The sequence below is a fragment of the Pseudomonas sp. SDO5591_S426 genome (genome assembly GCF_054070755.1).
In genome coordinates this window covers 1-15688 of the sequence record NZ_JBSVXD010000135.1, presented here as the reverse complement: position 1 = coordinate 15688, position 15688 = coordinate 1, and the positions used below count along the sequence as shown (strand labels likewise).

The window sequence follows — 15688 nt, the reverse complement described above, 5'->3', positions numbered from 1 at the left end:
ACAAGATCAAAAGATCGCAGCCTGCGGCAGCTCCTACAGGGGTTACGGCAACTCGTGGCAGGCGTAGAACGCGCTCAGCACTTTGACCAGGTGCGCCAGGTCATGGCTGCCGCACAGTTCGCGGATCGAGTGCATGGCGAACGTCGGCAGGCCGATGTCCACGGTTCGCACGCCCAGGTGGCTGGCGGTGATCGGGCCGATGGTCGAGCCGCAGCCCATGTCGCTGCGCACCACGAAACTCTGCACCGGCACTTCTTCGGCCATGCACAGGTGACGGAAGAATCCGGCGGTTTCGCTGTTGGTGGCGTAGCGCTGGTTGCTGTTGACCTTGATCACCGGGCCGGCATTGAGTTTCGGGCCGTGGTTGGCGTCGTGCTTTTCCGCGTAGTTCGGGTGCACGCCGTGGGCGTTGTCGGCGGAAACCAGCAGGGATTTCTGAATGGTGCGTACGAATTCATCACCTTCAGGCAGCAGGCGACGCAGCGTTTGCTCAAGCATCGGGCCGTCGGCGCCGCAGGCCGAGCATGAACCGACTTCTTCGTGATCGTTGCACACCAGCACGCAGGTTTCGTCGGTGTCGGCGGTCAGCAGCGCTTGCAGGCCGGCGTAGCACGACAGCAGGTTGTCCAGGCGCGCGCCGGCGATGAAGTCACCGTGCAAACCGATGACGGCGGCGCTTTGGGTGTCGTAGAAGCTCAGCTCGTAATCGAGCACCACGTCGGCATTCAGACCGTGTTCACGGGCGAGTTGGTCGGTGATCACCGCGCGGAAATCCACACGCTCGTCACCGGCAAATTGCGCCAGCACTGGCGGCAATTCGGTCTGGGCATTGATCGCCCAGCCCATGTTGGCTTCACGGTTGAGGTGAATGGCCAGGTTCGGGATGATCGCGATCGGTGCCTTGAAGTCGATCAACTGGCTCTCGACCTTGCCGTCACGGCGGAAGGTCACGCGGCCGGCGAGGGACAGGTCGCGGTCGAACCACGGTGCCAGTAGCGCGCCGCCGTAGACTTCGACGCCCAGTTGCCAGAAGCCCTGGCGTTGCAGTTCCGGTTGCGGCTTGACCCGCAGGCACGGGCTGTCGGTGTGGGCGCCGACCAGGCGAATGCCGCCGTGCAGTGGCGAGTGGCGACCCATTTTGATCGCGACGATCGAAGAGTCGTTACGGGTGACGTAGTAGCGGCCATTGGCTTCGGTGTGCCATGGCTCGCGTTCGTCGAGGCGTTGATAACCCGCCGCTTCCAGACGCTGAACAAGGCTGGCGGTGGCATGGAACGGGGTAGGGGAGGCCTTGAGGAAGTCGATCAGGCCTAGGTTCAACTCTTCGCGCATAAGTAGCTCCAGACAGCAGTGGGGCCAGTTTAACGTATTGGCTTGGTAAATGGCGCCGCACTGATGGCGGGGCTGGTCAGCGAAATTGAATCTGGAGGAGATCCCTGTGGGAGCGAGCTTGCTCGCGATGGCGGAGTGTCAGTCAACATCGATATTGGATGTGCCGACCTCATCGTCGGAACGCCGCCCGGAGCAGGCTCGCTCCTACAGGGTTTTGCTTTAGAACGGGGCCGGGCACTCGAAGCGCAGGCGTTCGCCGGTCTGCGGATGCGTGAAGCTGAGCATGCTCGCGTGCAGGCACAGGCGCGGCCAGGCGGCCAGGGCTTGTTCGTGGGCGTAGAGCCCGTCGCCGAGCAGCGGGTGGCCGATGGAGAGCATGTGTACGCGCAATTGGTGCGAACGGCCGGTGATCGGCGTGAGCTCCACGCGACACCAGTCGCCGCAACGCTCCAGCACACGCCAGAAGGTCAGGGCGTTCTTGCCGAATTCATGGTCGACCACATGGCGAGGCTTGGTCGGCGGGTCGTAGCGCAGCGGCAAGTCGATGCTGCCGCTGTCGAGTTCCGGTTGACCCCAGCACAGTGCGGTGTAGGCCTTTTCGGTTTCGCGGTCGTGAAATTGCCGAGACAGTTCACGGTGCGTATCGGGATCGCGGGCCAGCAGGATGATGCCGGAGGTTTCCCAATCCAGCCGATGGACGATTCGCGCTTCCGGGTAACCGTTTTCCTGCAGGCGGGTAATCAGGCAGTCCTTGTTGTCATCGGCCCGGCCAGGGACGGAGAGCAACAAAGTCGGTTTGTTCACCACCAGCACGGCGGCGTCCTGATGAATGATGTGGACATTGGACAACGGCATTAAAACAGCCTCGTAACAAACGCCAACGGCGGCTCAGGCCTCCCGTTCTCTGTGGGAGCAAAGCTTGCTCGCGATTCAGGCAACTCGGTATTCAGATAAACCGAGGTGATGCTATCGCGAGCAAGCCTTGCTCCTGCAAAATGCAGGAAAGCCTGAGCCGCCGTGGCTCCAGCCGGATCGACTCAGCGATCTGGCAGGGTGATATTGAGTTCCAGAATCGAGCAGCTGCCCTGGCTTTCCAGTGCGACATGCACGTCATCGGACCCGATATTGACGTACTTGCGAATCACCTCGACCAGTTCCTTCTGCAAGGCCGGCAGGTAGTCCGGGGTGCTGCGTTGGCCGCGTTCGTGCGCCACGATGATCTGTAGACGCTCTTTCGCTACCGACGCGGTGCTTTGCTTTTTGTTGGCACGAAAGAAGTCAAAAAGGTTCATTGCTTAGTTGCCTCCAAACAGGCGCTCGAAGAATCCCTTCTTCTGTACATCAAGGAAACGATGCTCCACGGTTTTGCCCAGCAGGCGGTCAACGGTATCGCTGTAGGCCTGGCCGGCATCGCTCTGGTCGTCGAGGATCACGGGAACGCCCTGGTTGGATGCCTTGAGCACCGCCTGGGATTCCGGGATCACGCCGAGCAGGGTCACCGACAGGATTTCCTTGACGTCTTCGACGCCAAGCATTTCGCCTTTTTCGACACGCTCCGGGTGGTAGCGGGTGATCAGCAGATGTTCCTTGATCGGGTCTTCACCGCGTTCGGCGCGACGGGACTTGCTGGCCAGCAGGCCGAGCATGCGGTCGGAGTCACGTACCGAGGACACTTCCGGGTTGGTCACGACGATCGCTTCGTCAGCGAAGTACATGGCCAGGTGGGCGCCTTTCTCGATGCCCGCCGGGGAGTCGCAGACCACGAACTCAAAGTCTTCCTTGAGTTGCATCAGGACTTTTTCCACGCCTTCGACGGTCAGCGCGTCTTTGTCGCGGGTCTGGCTGGCGGCCAGCACGTAGAGGTTTTCCAGGCGCTTGTCTTTGATCAGGGCCTGTTGCAGGTTGGCTTCGCCGTTGACCACGTTGACGAAGTCATACACCACGCGGCGCTCGCAACCCATGATCAGGTCGAGGTTACGCAAGCCCACGTCGAAGTCGACGATCACTGTTTTGTGGCCGCGCAGAGCGAGGCCGGTACCGATAGCGGCGCTGGTGGTGGTCTTACCCACACCACCCTTGCCGGATGTAACCACGAGAATCTTGGCCAAGGTGTTTCACCCCTAAGGAAAAAGGACTTTTAGCCCCTGAAAAACATCTCTTGAAAACTACTGCAGTCGGACAGCCTTGGCTGGAATTCGGTTTTAGCGGCGTTTACCTCCGGTAAACACTGCTTTTGGCCTGTTTCCTACTTCGTTTGAGCCGTTTTCGCTACGTTTTAGAGATGCTTGGAAAATGCGGCAGTATCCGTTAAAGACGAATGATGTTCAACACATCGCCCGACAGGCTGACCTGCACGCCCGAACCCCATAAAGGGTCGCGGCGCAGATCTTCGGAAACCTTGTAATGCCCGGCGATCGAGACCAGTTCAGCGCTCATTTGCTGACAGAAAATCCTGGCTTTCGTGTCGCCCTTGACGCCGGCCAACACGCGACCACGCATGGGGCCGTATACATGGATGTTGCCATCGGCGAGAAGTTCCGCCCCCGGACTGACCGAGGAGATCACCACCAGATCGCTGCCCTGGGCATAAATCTGCTGGCCACCACGTACTGGCGACGTGATGATTTTCGTCGGTTTAATGGTCGGTTCCGGCGGTTTTTCCGGTTTTTTCGCAGCCACGCCTTCATTCAGGTCCAGCGCACGCTCGCGGGCGCCGGAGGGCGGCAACACCGGCAGGTCGACTGCGATGGCGGCGGCGATGTCTTCGATGCGGCTGGCGCGGATTGCCAGAGTGCGCAGGCCATGCTGGCGGCAAACGCGCATCAGGCCCGGCAAATCCACCGCGCCTTCACTGGCCGGAAGTTTGTCCAGGGCCAGTACCAGCGGCGCGTTGCTGAAAAAACCAGGCGCCTGGGCGACCTTGGCGGCCAACTGCCGGTCGAGGCCTTCGAGGTCGTTACGGGCCAGTTCCAGCACCGTAATGGCGAGCATGCTGCCCTTTAGCTGGAACACGGGATCTTGGTCTAGCAGTTCGGTTTGGCTCATGGTCGGCATACAACGACTTGTCACTAAAAGTGCCGAGACTTATAACGAGAACGCCCGCAGGCCGCAAGCCGGGTCGAACGATGTAGAATGCGCGGCCATTGTCTTTCCGGATGCATGAATGGATCGCCCGCGTTTTCAAAAAACTTTTCTGTCTCCACGTTTCTGGCCGCTGTGGTGTGGCTTGGGGTTGTTGTGGCTGATCGTGCAGTTGCCATATCCGGCATTGCTGTGGCTTGGTCGCGCGCTCGGGGCCTTGATGTATCGCGCGGCGGGCGACCGACGGCGCATTGCCAAGCGTAATCTGGAGCTGTGTTTCCCGGAAAAGTCCGCTGCCGAGCGCAAGCGCCTGCTCAAGGAAAACTTCGCGTCAACCGGCATCGCTTTCTTCGAGATGGCGATGAGCTGGTGGTGGTCGCGCGAACGTCTGGCGAAGCTGGCCCATATCGAAGGGCTGGAGCATTTGCAGCAGGCCCAGCGCGAAGGCAAGGGCGTGATCCTGATGGCGGTGCATTTCACCACCCTGGAAATCGGCGCCGCACTGCTTGGCCAGCAACACACCATCGACGGCATGTACCGCGAGCACAAAAATCCGCTGTTCGACTATGTCCAGCGTCAGGGGCGCGAGCGTCACAATCTTGATTCGCTGGCGATCGAGCGCGAGGACGTTCGCGGCATGCTCAAGTTGCTGCGCGCCGGCCGCGCGATCTGGTACGCACCGGATCAGGACTACGGCGCCAAGCAAAGTATTTTCGTGCCGTTGTTCGGCATTCAGGCCGCGACCGTCACCGCCACCAGTAAATTCGCCCGGCTGGGCAAGGCGCTGGTGGTTCCGTTCACTCAGGAACGCCTGGCCGACGGCAGCGGTTATCGGCTGGTGATCCATGCGCCGCTCGAAGGCTTCCCCGGCGAAACCGAAGAAGCCGATTGCCTGCGCATCAACCAGTGGATCGAAGGCGTGTTGCGCGATTGTCCGGAGCAATACCTCTGGGCCCATCGCCGCTTCAAGAGCCGTCCACCGGGCGAGCCCAAGCTGTACGCAAAACGCGGTTGATCAATCGAACCCTATAAGCACCATGGAGTGTTGCGATGAGTCCTGCTGAACCGGTTACAGGGTTGATTCTTTCCGGCGGCGGGGCTCGGGCGGCCTATCAGGTGGGGGTTCTGGCCGCGATTGCCGAGCTTTTGCCATTGGGCGCGGACAATCCGTTTCCGGTGATCGTCGGCACTTCGGCCGGGGCGATCAATGCCGTCAGCCTGGCCAGCGGGGCGACGGATTTTCGCGCGGCGATCGAGCGGTTGACTGCCTTCTGGCAGGGCTTTCGCAGCCATATGGTTTTACGCAGTGACTGGCCGGGTGTAATGCGCCAGGCCAGCCGCTTTGTCAGCCACAGCTTGCTGGGCCTCGGCTCGCAAGTTCCGGTGGCGCTGCTCAACAGCTCGCCTCTGCGCCGTTTGCTCAACGACAAGTTGCACATGAACGGCATCGCCGAATCCATCGCGCAAAAGCAATTGCAGGCGGTGGCGGTGACTGCGTTTGGCTACGAGTCCGGTCAAGCCGTCACGTTCTACCAGGGCGGCGGCACCATCGACGCCTGGTTGCGCCATCGGCGGATCGGCGTGCCGACCCAACTGTCCGTTGACCATTTGCTCGCCAGTTCGGCGATTCCACTGCTGTTCGCCCCGGTGAAAATCGGCGAGGAGTATTTCGGTGATGGCGCGGTACGCCAATCGGCGCCGATCAGCCCGGCGCTCCACCTGGGCGCCAGTCGGGTGCTGGTGGTGGGCGTCAGCGGCAACCCGCGTGGCGTCGATCCCGAGCAACCGCTGCAACGCGCCTATACGGGGCAACAACCCACGCTGGCGCAGATCGGCGGGCACATGCTCAACAGTACGTTCATTGACAGCCTGGAAAGCGACATCGAGCTTTTGCAGCGCTTGAATCAGTTCAGTCACCTCATGCCCGATGGCACGCCGACCCGTGCGTTGGGTGTGGCACCTGTTGAGGTTTTGGTGATTTCACCGAGTCAGCCGATCGACGAGATTGCCGCGCGTCATCGCCAGGAGTTGCCGGCGGCGTTGCGCCTGTTTCTGCGTGGGCCGGGGGCGACCAAGACCAGTGGAGCGGGCGTGTTGAGTTATCTGTTGTTCGAGGCGGGGTATTGCAGCGAATTGATTGATCTGGGGCGGCGGGATGCGCTGGCCAAGAAGGATGAGTTGTGCCGGTTTTTGGGGCTGCCATAAAACAAAGATCGCAGCCTTCGGCAGCTCCTACAGAGGGAACGCATTCCAATGTAGGAGCTGGCGAAGCCTGCGATCTTTTGATGTTAAATCAGAAGTGAACCTTGACCAGGAAGCTGGTCACGCTCTGATCGGTCTTGAAGCCCTGGCTGTCTTCGATACCGTACTTGTTCTTCCAGTAGTCATACTCGACACCGACGTACAACTGCTTCTCGCCCAGGTTCAGCGCTTTGCCCAAGTCGTACTTGATCTGCGGATTGAAGTGCAGGTTGGCGTGGTATTCGCCTTTTTTGTTGACGTCGTTGTCGACCACCCAGTCCATGAAACCATCGATCAGGATGTTCGAATCGCCGACCGGAATGGTGTAGGACCAGACCGGCGTGACCTGCCAGATATTGTCGCCCGGACGGTCGCCTTCGGTGTGACGGTTGTAGAAGTTCAACTGGAAGTAGTCGAAGCCCGGGATGGCCAGGTCGAAACCAGGACCGATCAGGTAGGACTCGGTATCGTCTTCACCGAACTCGTACGTCATGGCCAGCAGCACGTCTTTGATCGGGCCTAGCTCGAACTTCTGGTCGAAGATCTTGTTGAACGACAGGCGTGGGCTGAATTCACCGTAGTGGGTGTTCTTGCCTGCGAAGGCGTCTTCCTTGCCGTTGTAGAAAATCTTGTCGATGAAGAAGAAGTTGTCGCCGTATTTCCAGCCGTCAGCGTGTTCAAAGGTCACCGTCTGCTGGATGCGCGGGTTGACCTGGAAGTCCTTGCCATACAGGTAGGTCAGGCTGTTGTTCTGCCATTGCAGCAGGTCGCCGGCCATGGCCTGACCCCCAGCCAGCAATGATCCCGCCAGCATCAGGCTAGTGCACGTACGTTTCATTCGGTTGCTCCCAAAAAGTAGTGGTTTCACGTTTTTTTTTAAGGTCGACGCTCTGGTATGGCGCCTTTTTCTGAAGCGGAAAATATTCATCCAATCGGTCAGCTTTAGTGCTGTTAGCAAGAGCTGCGCCAAGGCTTTCACAAAGCAAAAAAACTCCCGCTCGGCTGCTCAAAAACAGTCGATTGAGAGTCATTCGGGAAGGCCTGGGGACCGTCCAGAGCCGGGATAAGTTGGCTTTCTGGTCAGGAATTAAATCCGGGCTTTTTTTTAAAGCGGATTCAGGCGGCCGCGGAGAATACTGACTCCTTGGCCAGGTCTCAAGTGCCCCGCAACAGCGCACCGACGACAGGTTTGGGGCACGGTTGCGGGTCATCTTAGAAATGCACCTTCACCAGCAGGCTGGTGGTGTTTTCGTTGGTGTCGAGGTTGCCGTTGTTTTCGATGCCGTACTTGTCTTTCCAGTAGCTGTATTCGGCGCCGACATATACCTGTTTCTCCCGCCAGCCGAGGGCTTTGCCCAGGTCGTATTTGATCTGCGGGTTGAAGTGCAGGTTGGCGTGGTAGGTGCCGTGCGAGTTCTGGTCGTTGTCCACGACCCAGTCGATGTAGCCATCGATCAACACGCTCGAATTGCCCACTGGAATGGTGTACGACCAGGCCGGTGTGATCTGCCAGACATCGTCGCCGGGGCGCGAACCTTCGGTCCGGCGGTTATAGAAGTTCAAGGTGAAAAAGTTGAAGCCCGGGATCGCGAGGTCGAAGCCGGGGCCGATCAGGTAAGCCTCGGTGTCGTCTTCGCCGTTCTCGTAGGTCATGGCCAGCAGCACGTCCTTGATCGGGCCGAATTCGAAACGGCGGTCGAGGATCTTGCCGAGGGAGAGGCGCGGGCTGAACTCGCCGTAATAAGCGTGGACGCCTTTGTTGCGGTCTTTCTCGCCGTTGTAGTAAGTGCTGTCGATGAACATGAAGTTATCGCCGTACTTCCAGCGGTCGGCATGTTCGAAGGTGATTGTCTGCTGGATCGACGGGTTGACCGCGAAATCCTTGCCGTACAGATAGCTCAAGCTGTTGGTCTGCCACAGCAGTAGATCGCCGGCCATGGCCTGACTCGCGGCCAGCAGGCCACCACTCAACAGCAAGTTGGTTTGTGTCCGAATCATCTGTTGCTCCCTCTTGTTTTTATTTTTCAGGCGCAGAGTTGCCAACCCTGTGGGAGCGAGCAGGCTCGGTCCCACAGGTTCTGTGGTTGCTTTGTTAATGCGAGTTAGCGTGACAGTCGTTGATCGCCGCGCGTTCGGCGCCGCCAAGAATGTTGAACAGCAAGTTCAGCGTCAGCGCACTGAGGGTGGCCATGGCGATACCGCTGTGGGTGATCGGGCTCATCCACAGGGGCAGGTGGGCGAAAAACTCCGGACGCACCACCGGGATCAGGCCCATGCCGATGCTCACCGCCACCAGCAACTGGTTGCGACGGTCACCGATGTCGGCCTCCTGGAGAATCTTGATCCCGGTGGCGGCGACCATGCCGAACATTGCAATCGCGGCACCACCGAGTACCGCTGGCGGAATCGACGCCACGAGGAATGCGGCTTTCGGCAGCAGGCTCAGGACAATCAGCAAACCGCCGGCGACGATGGTCACCGAGCGGCAACGCACGCCGGTCATTTGCACCAGGCCTATGTTCTGCGCGAAAGAGGAGTGGGTGAAGGTGTTGAAGAAACCCGCAAAGAACGAAGCGCCGGCATCACACAGCAAGCCGCGACGCAGCATGCGTGGGCAGACTTCCTGGCCGGTGATCTTGCCCAGCGCGAGGAACATCCCGGTGGACTCGACGAAAATGATCACCACGACAAGGCACATCGACAGGATCGGTGCGAGTTCGAATTTCGGCATGCCGAAATGCAGCGGGGTAACGAATTGCAGCCATGGCGCTTGGGCCATGCCGCTGAGGTCGACCATGCCGAGCACGCCGCAGAGCACGTAGCCCAGGCACATGCCGATCAGCACGGAAATGTTGACCCAGAAACCACGCATGAAGCGATGCACCAACAGGATGGTGCCCAGCACCAGCGCGGCGATAGTCAGGTAAATCGGTGAACCGAATTGAGTGGCGCCAGCACCGCCGCCGGCCCAGTTCACGGCCACGGGGAACAGCGATAAACCGATCGAGGTGATGACCGTGCCGGTCACCAGCGGCGGGAAGAAGCGTACGACCTTGGACATGAACGGCGCGATGAGCATGCCGAAGAACCCGGCGGCGATGGTCGCGCCGAAGATCCCTTGCAGACCGATACCGGGCATGCCGGCCATGGCGACCATGCTGCCGACAGCGGCGAAACTGGCGCCCATCATCACCGGCATACGGATGCCCATGGGGCCGATGCCCAGCGATTGAACGATAGTGGCGATGCCGGCGACCAGCAGGTCGGCGTTGATCAGGAAGGCGATTTCTTCACGACTCAGGCCAGCGGCCTGTCCGATGATCAGCGGCACCGCGATGGCGCCGCCGTACATCAGCAGAACATGTTGCAAACCGACCAGGATCAGTTGCAAAAGGGGTAAACGCTGAATGGCGGGTGCGTCGGGGATGCGCGCTTTGGAGAGCTCGGACATGCAACACCTCGGATCTTTTTTATTCTTGTGATTTTGTGCATCAGGATGACCGCGGCGCGGCCAATCGCAGGCAAGCCAGCTCCCACAGGATTCAGGTGATCCTTGTGGGAGCGGGCTTGCCCGCGATGCTGTTCAACGATTAGTTGGTCGGCGCTCCCTGAGCAATCCAGGCACCGATCAGGTCACGTTCCTGCTGGGTCATCTGCGTGATGTTGCCCAGTGGCATGATCTGGCTGGCGACGGCTTGAGCCTGGATGCGCGCAGCGTTCTGGCGAATCTGCTCGGGAGTGTCGAACATCACACCGGCCGGCGCCGCGCTGAACAGAGGGCTGGTCGGTTTGGCCGAATGGCAGACCGAGCAACGTTCCTGAATCACGCTGTGCACCTTGTCGAAGCCAGGACTGGCGTTGGACGCTTGCGCCGGAGCGGCAGCAGGCGCTTCTGCAGGTTTGGCTTCAGCCGGTTTCAAACCACCACCCACTGCAGTTTCCGGCAGTGGCTGGTACTCGATGGTAGCAGGGGCCTTGGCCACTTCTGGGGCGCTGGACATCGGCTTCGGACCGGACACATAAGCCAGGCAAATCATGCCCACCGCTGCCACGGGCAGGGTCCAGGCAAATTTGTGGCTGTCGTGACGGGTGTTGAAGTAGTGACGCACCAACACTGCCAGCACCGCGATCCCGGCCAGGATCAACCAGTTGTACTGGCTGCCGTAGGTGCTCGGGAAGTGGTTGCTGATCATGATGAACAGCACGGGCAAGGTGAAGTAGTTGTTGTGACGCGAACGCAGCAAGCCTTTGGCTGGCAGCGCCGGATCAGGCGTGCGGTTCTCGGCGATCGCCGCAACCAGTGCGCGTTGCGCCGGCATGATGATGCGGAACACGTTGCCGACCATGATGGTGCCGATGATCGCGCCGACGTGCAGATACGCACCACGACCGCTGAACACTTTGCTGAAGCCGTAGGCTGCGGCGATGATCAGAACGAACAGGATGGCGCCAAGCAGGGCAGGGCGTTTGCCCAGGGCCGAGTCGCAGAGGAAGGAGTAGATGAACCAGCCGACAAACAGCGAGCCGATGCCCAGCAGTACGCCTTCAGGGCCGCTCAGGGTGCTGCCCGGAGCCAGCAGATAGAGCGTCGGGTTGGAGTAGAACACCACGCACAGCAGCGCGATACCCGACATCCAGGTGAAGTAGGCTTCCCATTTGAACCAGTGCAGGTTGTCCGGCATGGTCGGTGGAGCCAGTTTGTATTTTTCCAGGTGGTAGATACCGCCGCCGTGGATCGCCCACAAATCGCCGGCCAGACCGCTTTTCGGGTTGACCCGATTGAGGTTGTTTTCCAGCCAGACGAAGTAGAACGATGCGCCGATCCAGGCCACACCAGTAATCATATGAACCCAGCGCACGCTCAGGTTCAGCCATTCCAACAGATGTGCTTCCACAGTCTTTACCTCTCGCCTGTCACTCTGTTGTCGAGTGATCAGACCTTCTCTTATTGGTGGGGGGCGAGGATCAAACGCTCATCCTCTTTGAAAAAATGCTCATCGCAGTTATTGCCTGTGCCACTGCGATCAACCACCAGGAAGTCATCCCGCTTTTCGATCGTCAGCACCGGGTGGTGCCAAACGCCGCGATGGTAATTAATGCCCTGCCTGCCGTTGGTGACGAAGGCGCGGACCAAGCCTGATACAGGTTCATCGCCAATTGGCGCGACCACGATCAGAAAGGGGTTGCCGAGCAGCGGTATGAAAGCCTGGCTGCCCAGCGGGTGACGCTCCAGCATGCTGACGGTCAGCGGCATGTCCTGCGCGTCGGCGCGGAAAATGCTGATGATCGCGTTGTCCTCTGGCTTTGCGGTTTCGACCACAGCCAGTTTATGGAAGCGCATGGTCGAACCGTTGTTGATCATGAAGTGATCGCTGCCGTCGGTTTCGATGACGTCACCGAAAGGGGCGAAGGCTTCTTTGGTCAGCGGTTCAATCGTCAGTGTGCGCATGCTGTTGTTTTCCGAATTCTGTGTTGTTGAACTTGTCAGTGCGTCTTGCGCGATCCCTGTAGCAGCTGGCGAAGCCTGCGATCTTTTGACTTTGTTTTTAAGATCAAAAGATCGCAGCCTGCGGCAGCTCCTACAGACTCAGCATTACTTCGCGACCTTGCCCAAAACGCGCAGGCGGCTCACACCACCATCCGGGAACACGTTCAGGCGGATGTGGGTGATCGGGCCCAGTGCCTTGATCTGCTCGGCGAAGGTGTGCTCGGCATGCATTTCCAGCTTCTGGCTTGGCAGCAGTTCGCGCCAGAACAGCGATTGGGTTTCGATCTGGCTGTCGGTGCCGCCCTTCACGAACGCGCCCTGGATCGAGCAAGTGTCCGGGTAGTTGCCTTTGAAGTGCAGGGTGTCGACGATGATTTTCTCGATCTCGCCCGGGTGACCCAGTGCGACGATGACCCAGTCATTGCCCGGCGTACGACGACGCGCGGTTTCCCAGCCGTCGCCCATGTTGATGCCACGGCCCGGGTTGAGGATGTTGCTCATGCGACCGAAGTGTTCGTCGGAGCAGGCGAGGGCGCGGCCACCGTTCAGGGCGGAAGCCAGGTCAACTTGCTCGTTGTCGCCAACAGCCGACCAGTCGCGGTGCGGAATGCCGTACACGCGCAGACGGGCAACACCGCCGTCCGGGTAGATGTTGAAACGCAGGTGGCTGAACGCCTGGTCGTTGCTGATTTCGTGGTAGTGGTGGCTGTTGCCTTGCAGCTCGACGGCGGACAGCACTTCAGTCCACTGGGTGTTTTCGTTCGGCTCGCCTTCAGCCAGGAAGCAGGCTTCCAGGGACGCCGATGGCGGGAAGTTACCGGTGAAGAATGAAGTGTCGATGTCGACGCCCTTGATCGAACCCGGTACACCCAGGCGGATCACAGCGCTGTCGTAGCCTTCGAAGCGCTTGCGGCGCGACTCCCAGCCGTCCATCCACTTGCCGTTGTCATCGAACACGCCCTCCTTCCATACGGCCGGGGTCGGTTGGAACAGACGATTGGCGTCTGCGAACCAGTCATCGGTGACCGAGATGATTTTGGTGCCCAGGCGGGCGTCGGCCAGGTTGACGAACTTCTCGAAAGGTACGGCGTAAGCTTTCATTCTTCTTGTCTGCCTTTAAATAAGTGGCTTGGGATGCTTGCGAGGCCCTGGGTAAATTCGGCGTTCTTGAATCCACTCGGGCCAGGCTTGCTATAGGGTCAGTAATCGGAACAGGGCGATCTTGTTGATCTCCGCCAGCGCGCATTTGAATTCGGTGTCGACCGAGTTGTGGATGCGCGTTTCGAACGCTGCGAGGATCTGATGCCGGTTGCTGCCTTTTACCGCCATGATGAAGGGAAACTTGAACTTGGCTTTGTAGGCGTCGTTCAGCTCGGTGAAGCGTTGGAACTCTTCGGCCGTGCATTGGTGAATACCGGCGCCAGCCTGTTCATTAGTGCTGGCTTCGGTCAGTTGGCCCTGGACGGCCGCACGGCCTGCCAGGTCCGGGTGAGCGTTGATCAGGGCAAGCTGGCTTGCGTGATCGGCGCTCAACAGGATGTCGCTCATGCGCTGGTGCAGGGTTTCGATCTCGTCGATCGAAGCGTCCTGACCCAGGTCGAAGGCCTTCTCGGCCACCCATGGCGAATGTTCGTAGATGTCGGCGAAAGCGGCGACAAAGGCGTCGCGGCTCAGGCTCGAAGGTTTGACGGTTTGAAAGGTGCTCATTTGGCAGCCCCTGTGTACGGGTGGGTTTCTTGCCAGTGACGCGCGATGTCGACACGACGGCTGAACCACACCTGTTCATGACTTTTAGCGTATTCGATAAAGCGCTTGAGCGAAGCCAGACGCGCCGGACGGCCGATCAGGCGGCAGTGCAGGCCGATCGACAGCATTTTCGGTGCGTCGGCGCCTTCCGCGTAGAGCACGTCGAACGCGTCTTTGAGGTATTCGAAGAAATCGTCGCCCTTGTTGAAACCCTGAACCTGGGTGAAACGCATGTCGTTGGTGTCCAGCGTGTACGGGATCACCAGGTGCGGCTTGCCGGTCGGGTTGTTCGGTTCCCAGTAGGGCAGGTCATCGTCGTAGGTGTCGCAGTCGTAGAGGAAACCGCCTTCTTCCATCACCAGGCGACGGGTGTTCGGGCCGGTGCGGCCGGTGTACCAGCCCAGTGGGCGCTCGCCGGTGATTTCGGTGAGGATGCGGATCGCTTCGAGCATGTGCTCGCGTTCCTGGTTCTCGTCCATGTACTGGTAGTCGATCCAGCGGTAGCCGTGGCTGCAGATCTCGTGGCCGGCATCGACCATGGCGCGGATCACATCCGGGTGGCGCTGGGCGGCCATGGCCACGGCGAAGATGGTCAGTGGAATGTCGAATTCCTTGAACAGTTTCAGAATCCGCCAGACGCCGGCACGGCTGCCATACTCGTAAAGGGATTCCATGCTCATGTTGCGCGCGCCTTGCAGCGGCTGGGCGGACACCATTTCCGAGAGGAAGGCTTCGGACTCTTTGTCGCCGTGCAGGATATTGCGCTCGCCACCTTCTTCGTAATTGAGTACGAACGACAGGGCGATGCGGGCATTGCCCGGCCAGTGTGGGTGCGGAGGGTTACTGCCGTAACCGATCAGGTCGCGAGGGTAGTCAGCGCTCACTGCAGTCTTCCTTCTTATTCGTGATGACAGTTTGTGTGATACGCCTTGGCTGGCGTCACAGCGATGGGCTGATTGTATACAACTTTATATTCACTTTGTAAGCCTGATTTTTTGCATTTTTCGTTAACGGTCATCTTTTCGTGCTATTGGGATCAGCCTGCAAGAAATCTGCCTGATTGGTCAGTTAATGATTGCGGGGTTCAGCAACGGTGCGCTTTGGCTGTTAGTCAGCGGTAAATCCACGGATGGCGCCAGTGGTGGCAAAAATGTCGTTTTTATTGTGTACAATTTTTTTGAAAAATGTCTTAATCAGTCACTCGCCGCAGCTTTTCGTGCTCCGAATCGGTGCGGTCTCCTTTTCAACTGACTTCGGGAGGCGCGAGGTCTGACTGCTTCCACGCAGGCAGGCGCGCAGAATCAATGGGACGTTTGACTACACACGTTTTGGACGCTGCACACGGTTGCCCGGGCAGCTCGATCAAGGTCGAGTTGTACCGCGTTGAAGGTTCGCACCTGGAATTGGTCGCCAGCGCGATAACCAACAGCGATGGCCGTGTCGATGCACCGTTGCTGCAAGGCGATGACTACCGCACCGGGGTCTATCAGGTTCAGTTCCATGCGGGCGATTACTACCGCGCCCGTGGCGTTCAGCTGCCGGAACCGGCGTTCCTGGATGTGGTGGTGCTGCGTTTTGGCATCTCCGCCGAACAGGATCACTACCATGTACCGCTGCTGATCTCGCCTTACAGCTACTCCACGTACCGCGGCAGCTGATCCCCCAAGCAGCTGCCACCACCTGGAAGCGACTGCGCATATAGCTTCTTTGGTCTTTCGCCCGCTCACACTGCGGGCTTTTTTTCGTCTGGAGAAAAGTCAAAAGATCGCAGCCTTCGGCAGCTCCTACATGGGGCCGCAT

Annotated in this window: 16 protein-coding genes; 3 read left to right on the top strand and 13 right to left on the bottom strand. The window is 59.4% G+C overall.

Annotation, left to right across the window (positions count from 1 at the left end):
- Positions 1 to 42: 42 nt before the first annotated feature.
- From ACW9JC_RS21950 to minC, 5 genes are all read right to left on the bottom strand, one after another.
- Positions 43 to 1332 carry a M18 family aminopeptidase gene (locus ACW9JC_RS21950; protein ID WP_457457530.1) on the bottom strand — a complete coding sequence of 430 codons (1290 nt, stop codon included), beginning with the start codon at positions 1330 to 1332 and terminating at the stop codon, positions 43 to 45.
- A 219-nt stretch (positions 1333 to 1551) separates the two neighbouring features.
- Complete coding sequence (locus ACW9JC_RS21945; RefSeq protein ID WP_046027121.1) at positions 1552 to 2187, bottom strand: RluA family pseudouridine synthase; 636 nt, start codon at positions 2185 to 2187, stop codon at positions 1552 to 1554.
- Between the two features lie 182 nt (positions 2188 to 2369).
- Positions 2370 to 2624: a cell division topological specificity factor MinE gene (gene minE / locus ACW9JC_RS21940; RefSeq protein WP_007974947.1), complete on the bottom strand. Its 255-nt coding sequence runs from the start codon at positions 2622 to 2624 to the stop codon at positions 2370 to 2372.
- Between the two features lie 3 nt (positions 2625 to 2627).
- A complete protein-coding gene (minD, locus tag ACW9JC_RS21935; RefSeq protein ID WP_218436028.1) occupies positions 2628 to 3440 on the bottom strand; it encodes a septum site-determining protein MinD in 813 nt (270 codons plus the stop codon).
- 199 nt (positions 3441 to 3639) lie between these two features.
- Positions 3640 to 4377 carry a septum site-determining protein MinC gene (minC, locus tag ACW9JC_RS21930; RefSeq protein WP_457457527.1) on the bottom strand — a complete coding sequence of 246 codons (738 nt, stop codon included), beginning with the start codon at positions 4375 to 4377 and terminating at the stop codon, positions 3640 to 3642.
- A 118-nt stretch (positions 4378 to 4495) separates the two neighbouring features.
- Here minC and ACW9JC_RS21925 point away from each other — a divergent pair, with 118 nt between their 5' ends.
- Entirely contained in the window at positions 4496 to 5428 is a 933-nt protein-coding gene (locus ACW9JC_RS21925; protein WP_457457525.1) for a lipid A biosynthesis lauroyl acyltransferase, read from the top strand.
- A 35-nt stretch (positions 5429 to 5463) separates the two neighbouring features.
- The gene (locus ACW9JC_RS21920) at positions 5464 to 6618 is read left to right on the top strand and encodes a patatin-like phospholipase family protein (protein ID WP_457457523.1); all 1155 of its coding nucleotides are present in this window, start codon (positions 5464 to 5466) and stop codon (positions 6616 to 6618) included.
- 88 nt (positions 6619 to 6706) lie between these two features.
- Here the strand turns inward: ACW9JC_RS21920 and ACW9JC_RS21915 are convergent, their stop codons facing one another.
- From ACW9JC_RS21915 to puuE, 8 genes are all read right to left on the bottom strand, one after another.
- On the bottom strand, positions 6707 to 7492 hold the full coding sequence (locus ACW9JC_RS21915) for an outer membrane protein OmpK (protein WP_448106868.1): 786 nt from the start codon (positions 7490 to 7492) through the stop codon (positions 6707 to 6709).
- Between the two features lie 374 nt (positions 7493 to 7866).
- Positions 7867 to 8652 carry an outer membrane protein OmpK gene (locus tag ACW9JC_RS21910; protein WP_338585463.1) on the bottom strand — a complete coding sequence of 262 codons (786 nt, stop codon included), beginning with the start codon at positions 8650 to 8652 and terminating at the stop codon, positions 7867 to 7869.
- Between the two features lie 94 nt (positions 8653 to 8746).
- Entirely contained in the window at positions 8747 to 10105 is a 1359-nt protein-coding gene (locus tag ACW9JC_RS21905; RefSeq protein WP_457457520.1) for a nucleobase:cation symporter-2 family protein, read from the bottom strand.
- 139 nt (positions 10106 to 10244) lie between these two features.
- A complete protein-coding gene (locus ACW9JC_RS21900; protein WP_457457518.1) occupies positions 10245 to 11549 on the bottom strand; it encodes a urate hydroxylase PuuD in 1305 nt (434 codons plus the stop codon).
- 50 nt (positions 11550 to 11599) lie between these two features.
- Complete coding sequence (locus tag ACW9JC_RS21895; protein WP_457457516.1) at positions 11600 to 12103, bottom strand: ureidoglycolate lyase; 504 nt, start codon at positions 12101 to 12103, stop codon at positions 11600 to 11602.
- Positions 12104 to 12247: 144 nt separating this feature from the next.
- Positions 12248 to 13243, bottom strand: coding sequence for an allantoicase (alc, locus tag ACW9JC_RS21890; protein ID WP_338585468.1), 996 nt, complete (start codon positions 13241 to 13243; stop codon positions 12248 to 12250).
- A gap of 90 nt (positions 13244 to 13333) precedes the next feature.
- Complete coding sequence (gene uraD / locus ACW9JC_RS21885) at positions 13334 to 13849, bottom strand: 2-oxo-4-hydroxy-4-carboxy-5-ureidoimidazoline decarboxylase (RefSeq protein WP_452627549.1); 516 nt, start codon at positions 13847 to 13849, stop codon at positions 13334 to 13336.
- Positions 13846 to 14772: an allantoinase PuuE gene (gene puuE / locus ACW9JC_RS21880; protein WP_457457513.1), complete on the bottom strand. Its 927-nt coding sequence runs from the start codon at positions 14770 to 14772 to the stop codon at positions 13846 to 13848. Before puuE ends, uraD begins: the two co-directional genes overlap by 4 nt.
- Before the next feature lie 420 nt (positions 14773 to 15192).
- On the opposite strand from puuE, the gene uraH reads away from it, so the two are divergent.
- Positions 15193 to 15546, top strand: coding sequence for a hydroxyisourate hydrolase (gene uraH / locus ACW9JC_RS21875; protein ID WP_003223171.1), 354 nt, complete (start codon positions 15193 to 15195; stop codon positions 15544 to 15546).
- Positions 15547 to 15688: the final 142 nt, after the last annotated feature.

Bases quoted from the DNA above. Each gene is read 5' to 3' on its own strand.
- minC (WP_457457527.1), bottom strand. From the start codon at position 4,377: ATGAGCCAAACCGAACTGCTAGACCAAGATCCCGTGTTCCAGCTAAAG.
- ACW9JC_RS21915 (WP_448106868.1), bottom strand. From the start codon at position 7,492: ATGAAACGTACGTGCACTAGCCTGATGCTGGCGGGATCATTGCTGGCT.
- ACW9JC_RS21905 (WP_457457520.1), bottom strand. From the start codon at position 10,105: ATGTCCGAGCTCTCCAAAGCGCGCATCCCCGACGCACCCGCCATTCAG.
- uraD (WP_452627549.1), bottom strand. From the start codon at position 13,849: ATGAGCACCTTTCAAACCGTCAAACCTTCGAGCCTGAGCCGCGACGCC.
- ACW9JC_RS21910 (WP_338585463.1), bottom strand. From the start codon at position 8,652: ATGATTCGGACACAAACCAACTTGCTGTTGAGTGGTGGCCTGCTGGCC.
- ACW9JC_RS21945 (WP_046027121.1), bottom strand. From the start codon at position 2,187: ATGCCGTTGTCCAATGTCCACATCATTCATCAGGACGCCGCCGTGCTG.
- alc (WP_338585468.1), bottom strand. From the start codon at position 13,243: ATGAAAGCTTACGCCGTACCTTTCGAGAAGTTCGTCAACCTGGCCGAC.
- ACW9JC_RS21920 (WP_457457523.1), top strand. From the start codon at position 5,464: ATGAGTCCTGCTGAACCGGTTACAGGGTTGATTCTTTCCGGCGGCGGG.
- ACW9JC_RS21895 (WP_457457516.1), bottom strand. From the start codon at position 12,103: ATGCGCACACTGACGATTGAACCGCTGACCAAAGAAGCCTTCGCCCCT.
- minE (WP_007974947.1), bottom strand. From the start codon at position 2,624: ATGAACCTTTTTGACTTCTTTCGTGCCAACAAAAAGCAAAGCACCGCG.
- ACW9JC_RS21950 (WP_457457530.1), bottom strand. From the start codon at position 1,332: ATGCGCGAAGAGTTGAACCTAGGCCTGATCGACTTCCTCAAGGCCTCC.
- ACW9JC_RS21925 (WP_457457525.1), top strand. From the start codon at position 4,496: ATGGATCGCCCGCGTTTTCAAAAAACTTTTCTGTCTCCACGTTTCTGG.
- uraH (WP_003223171.1), top strand. From the start codon at position 15,193: ATGGGACGTTTGACTACACACGTTTTGGACGCTGCACACGGTTGCCCG.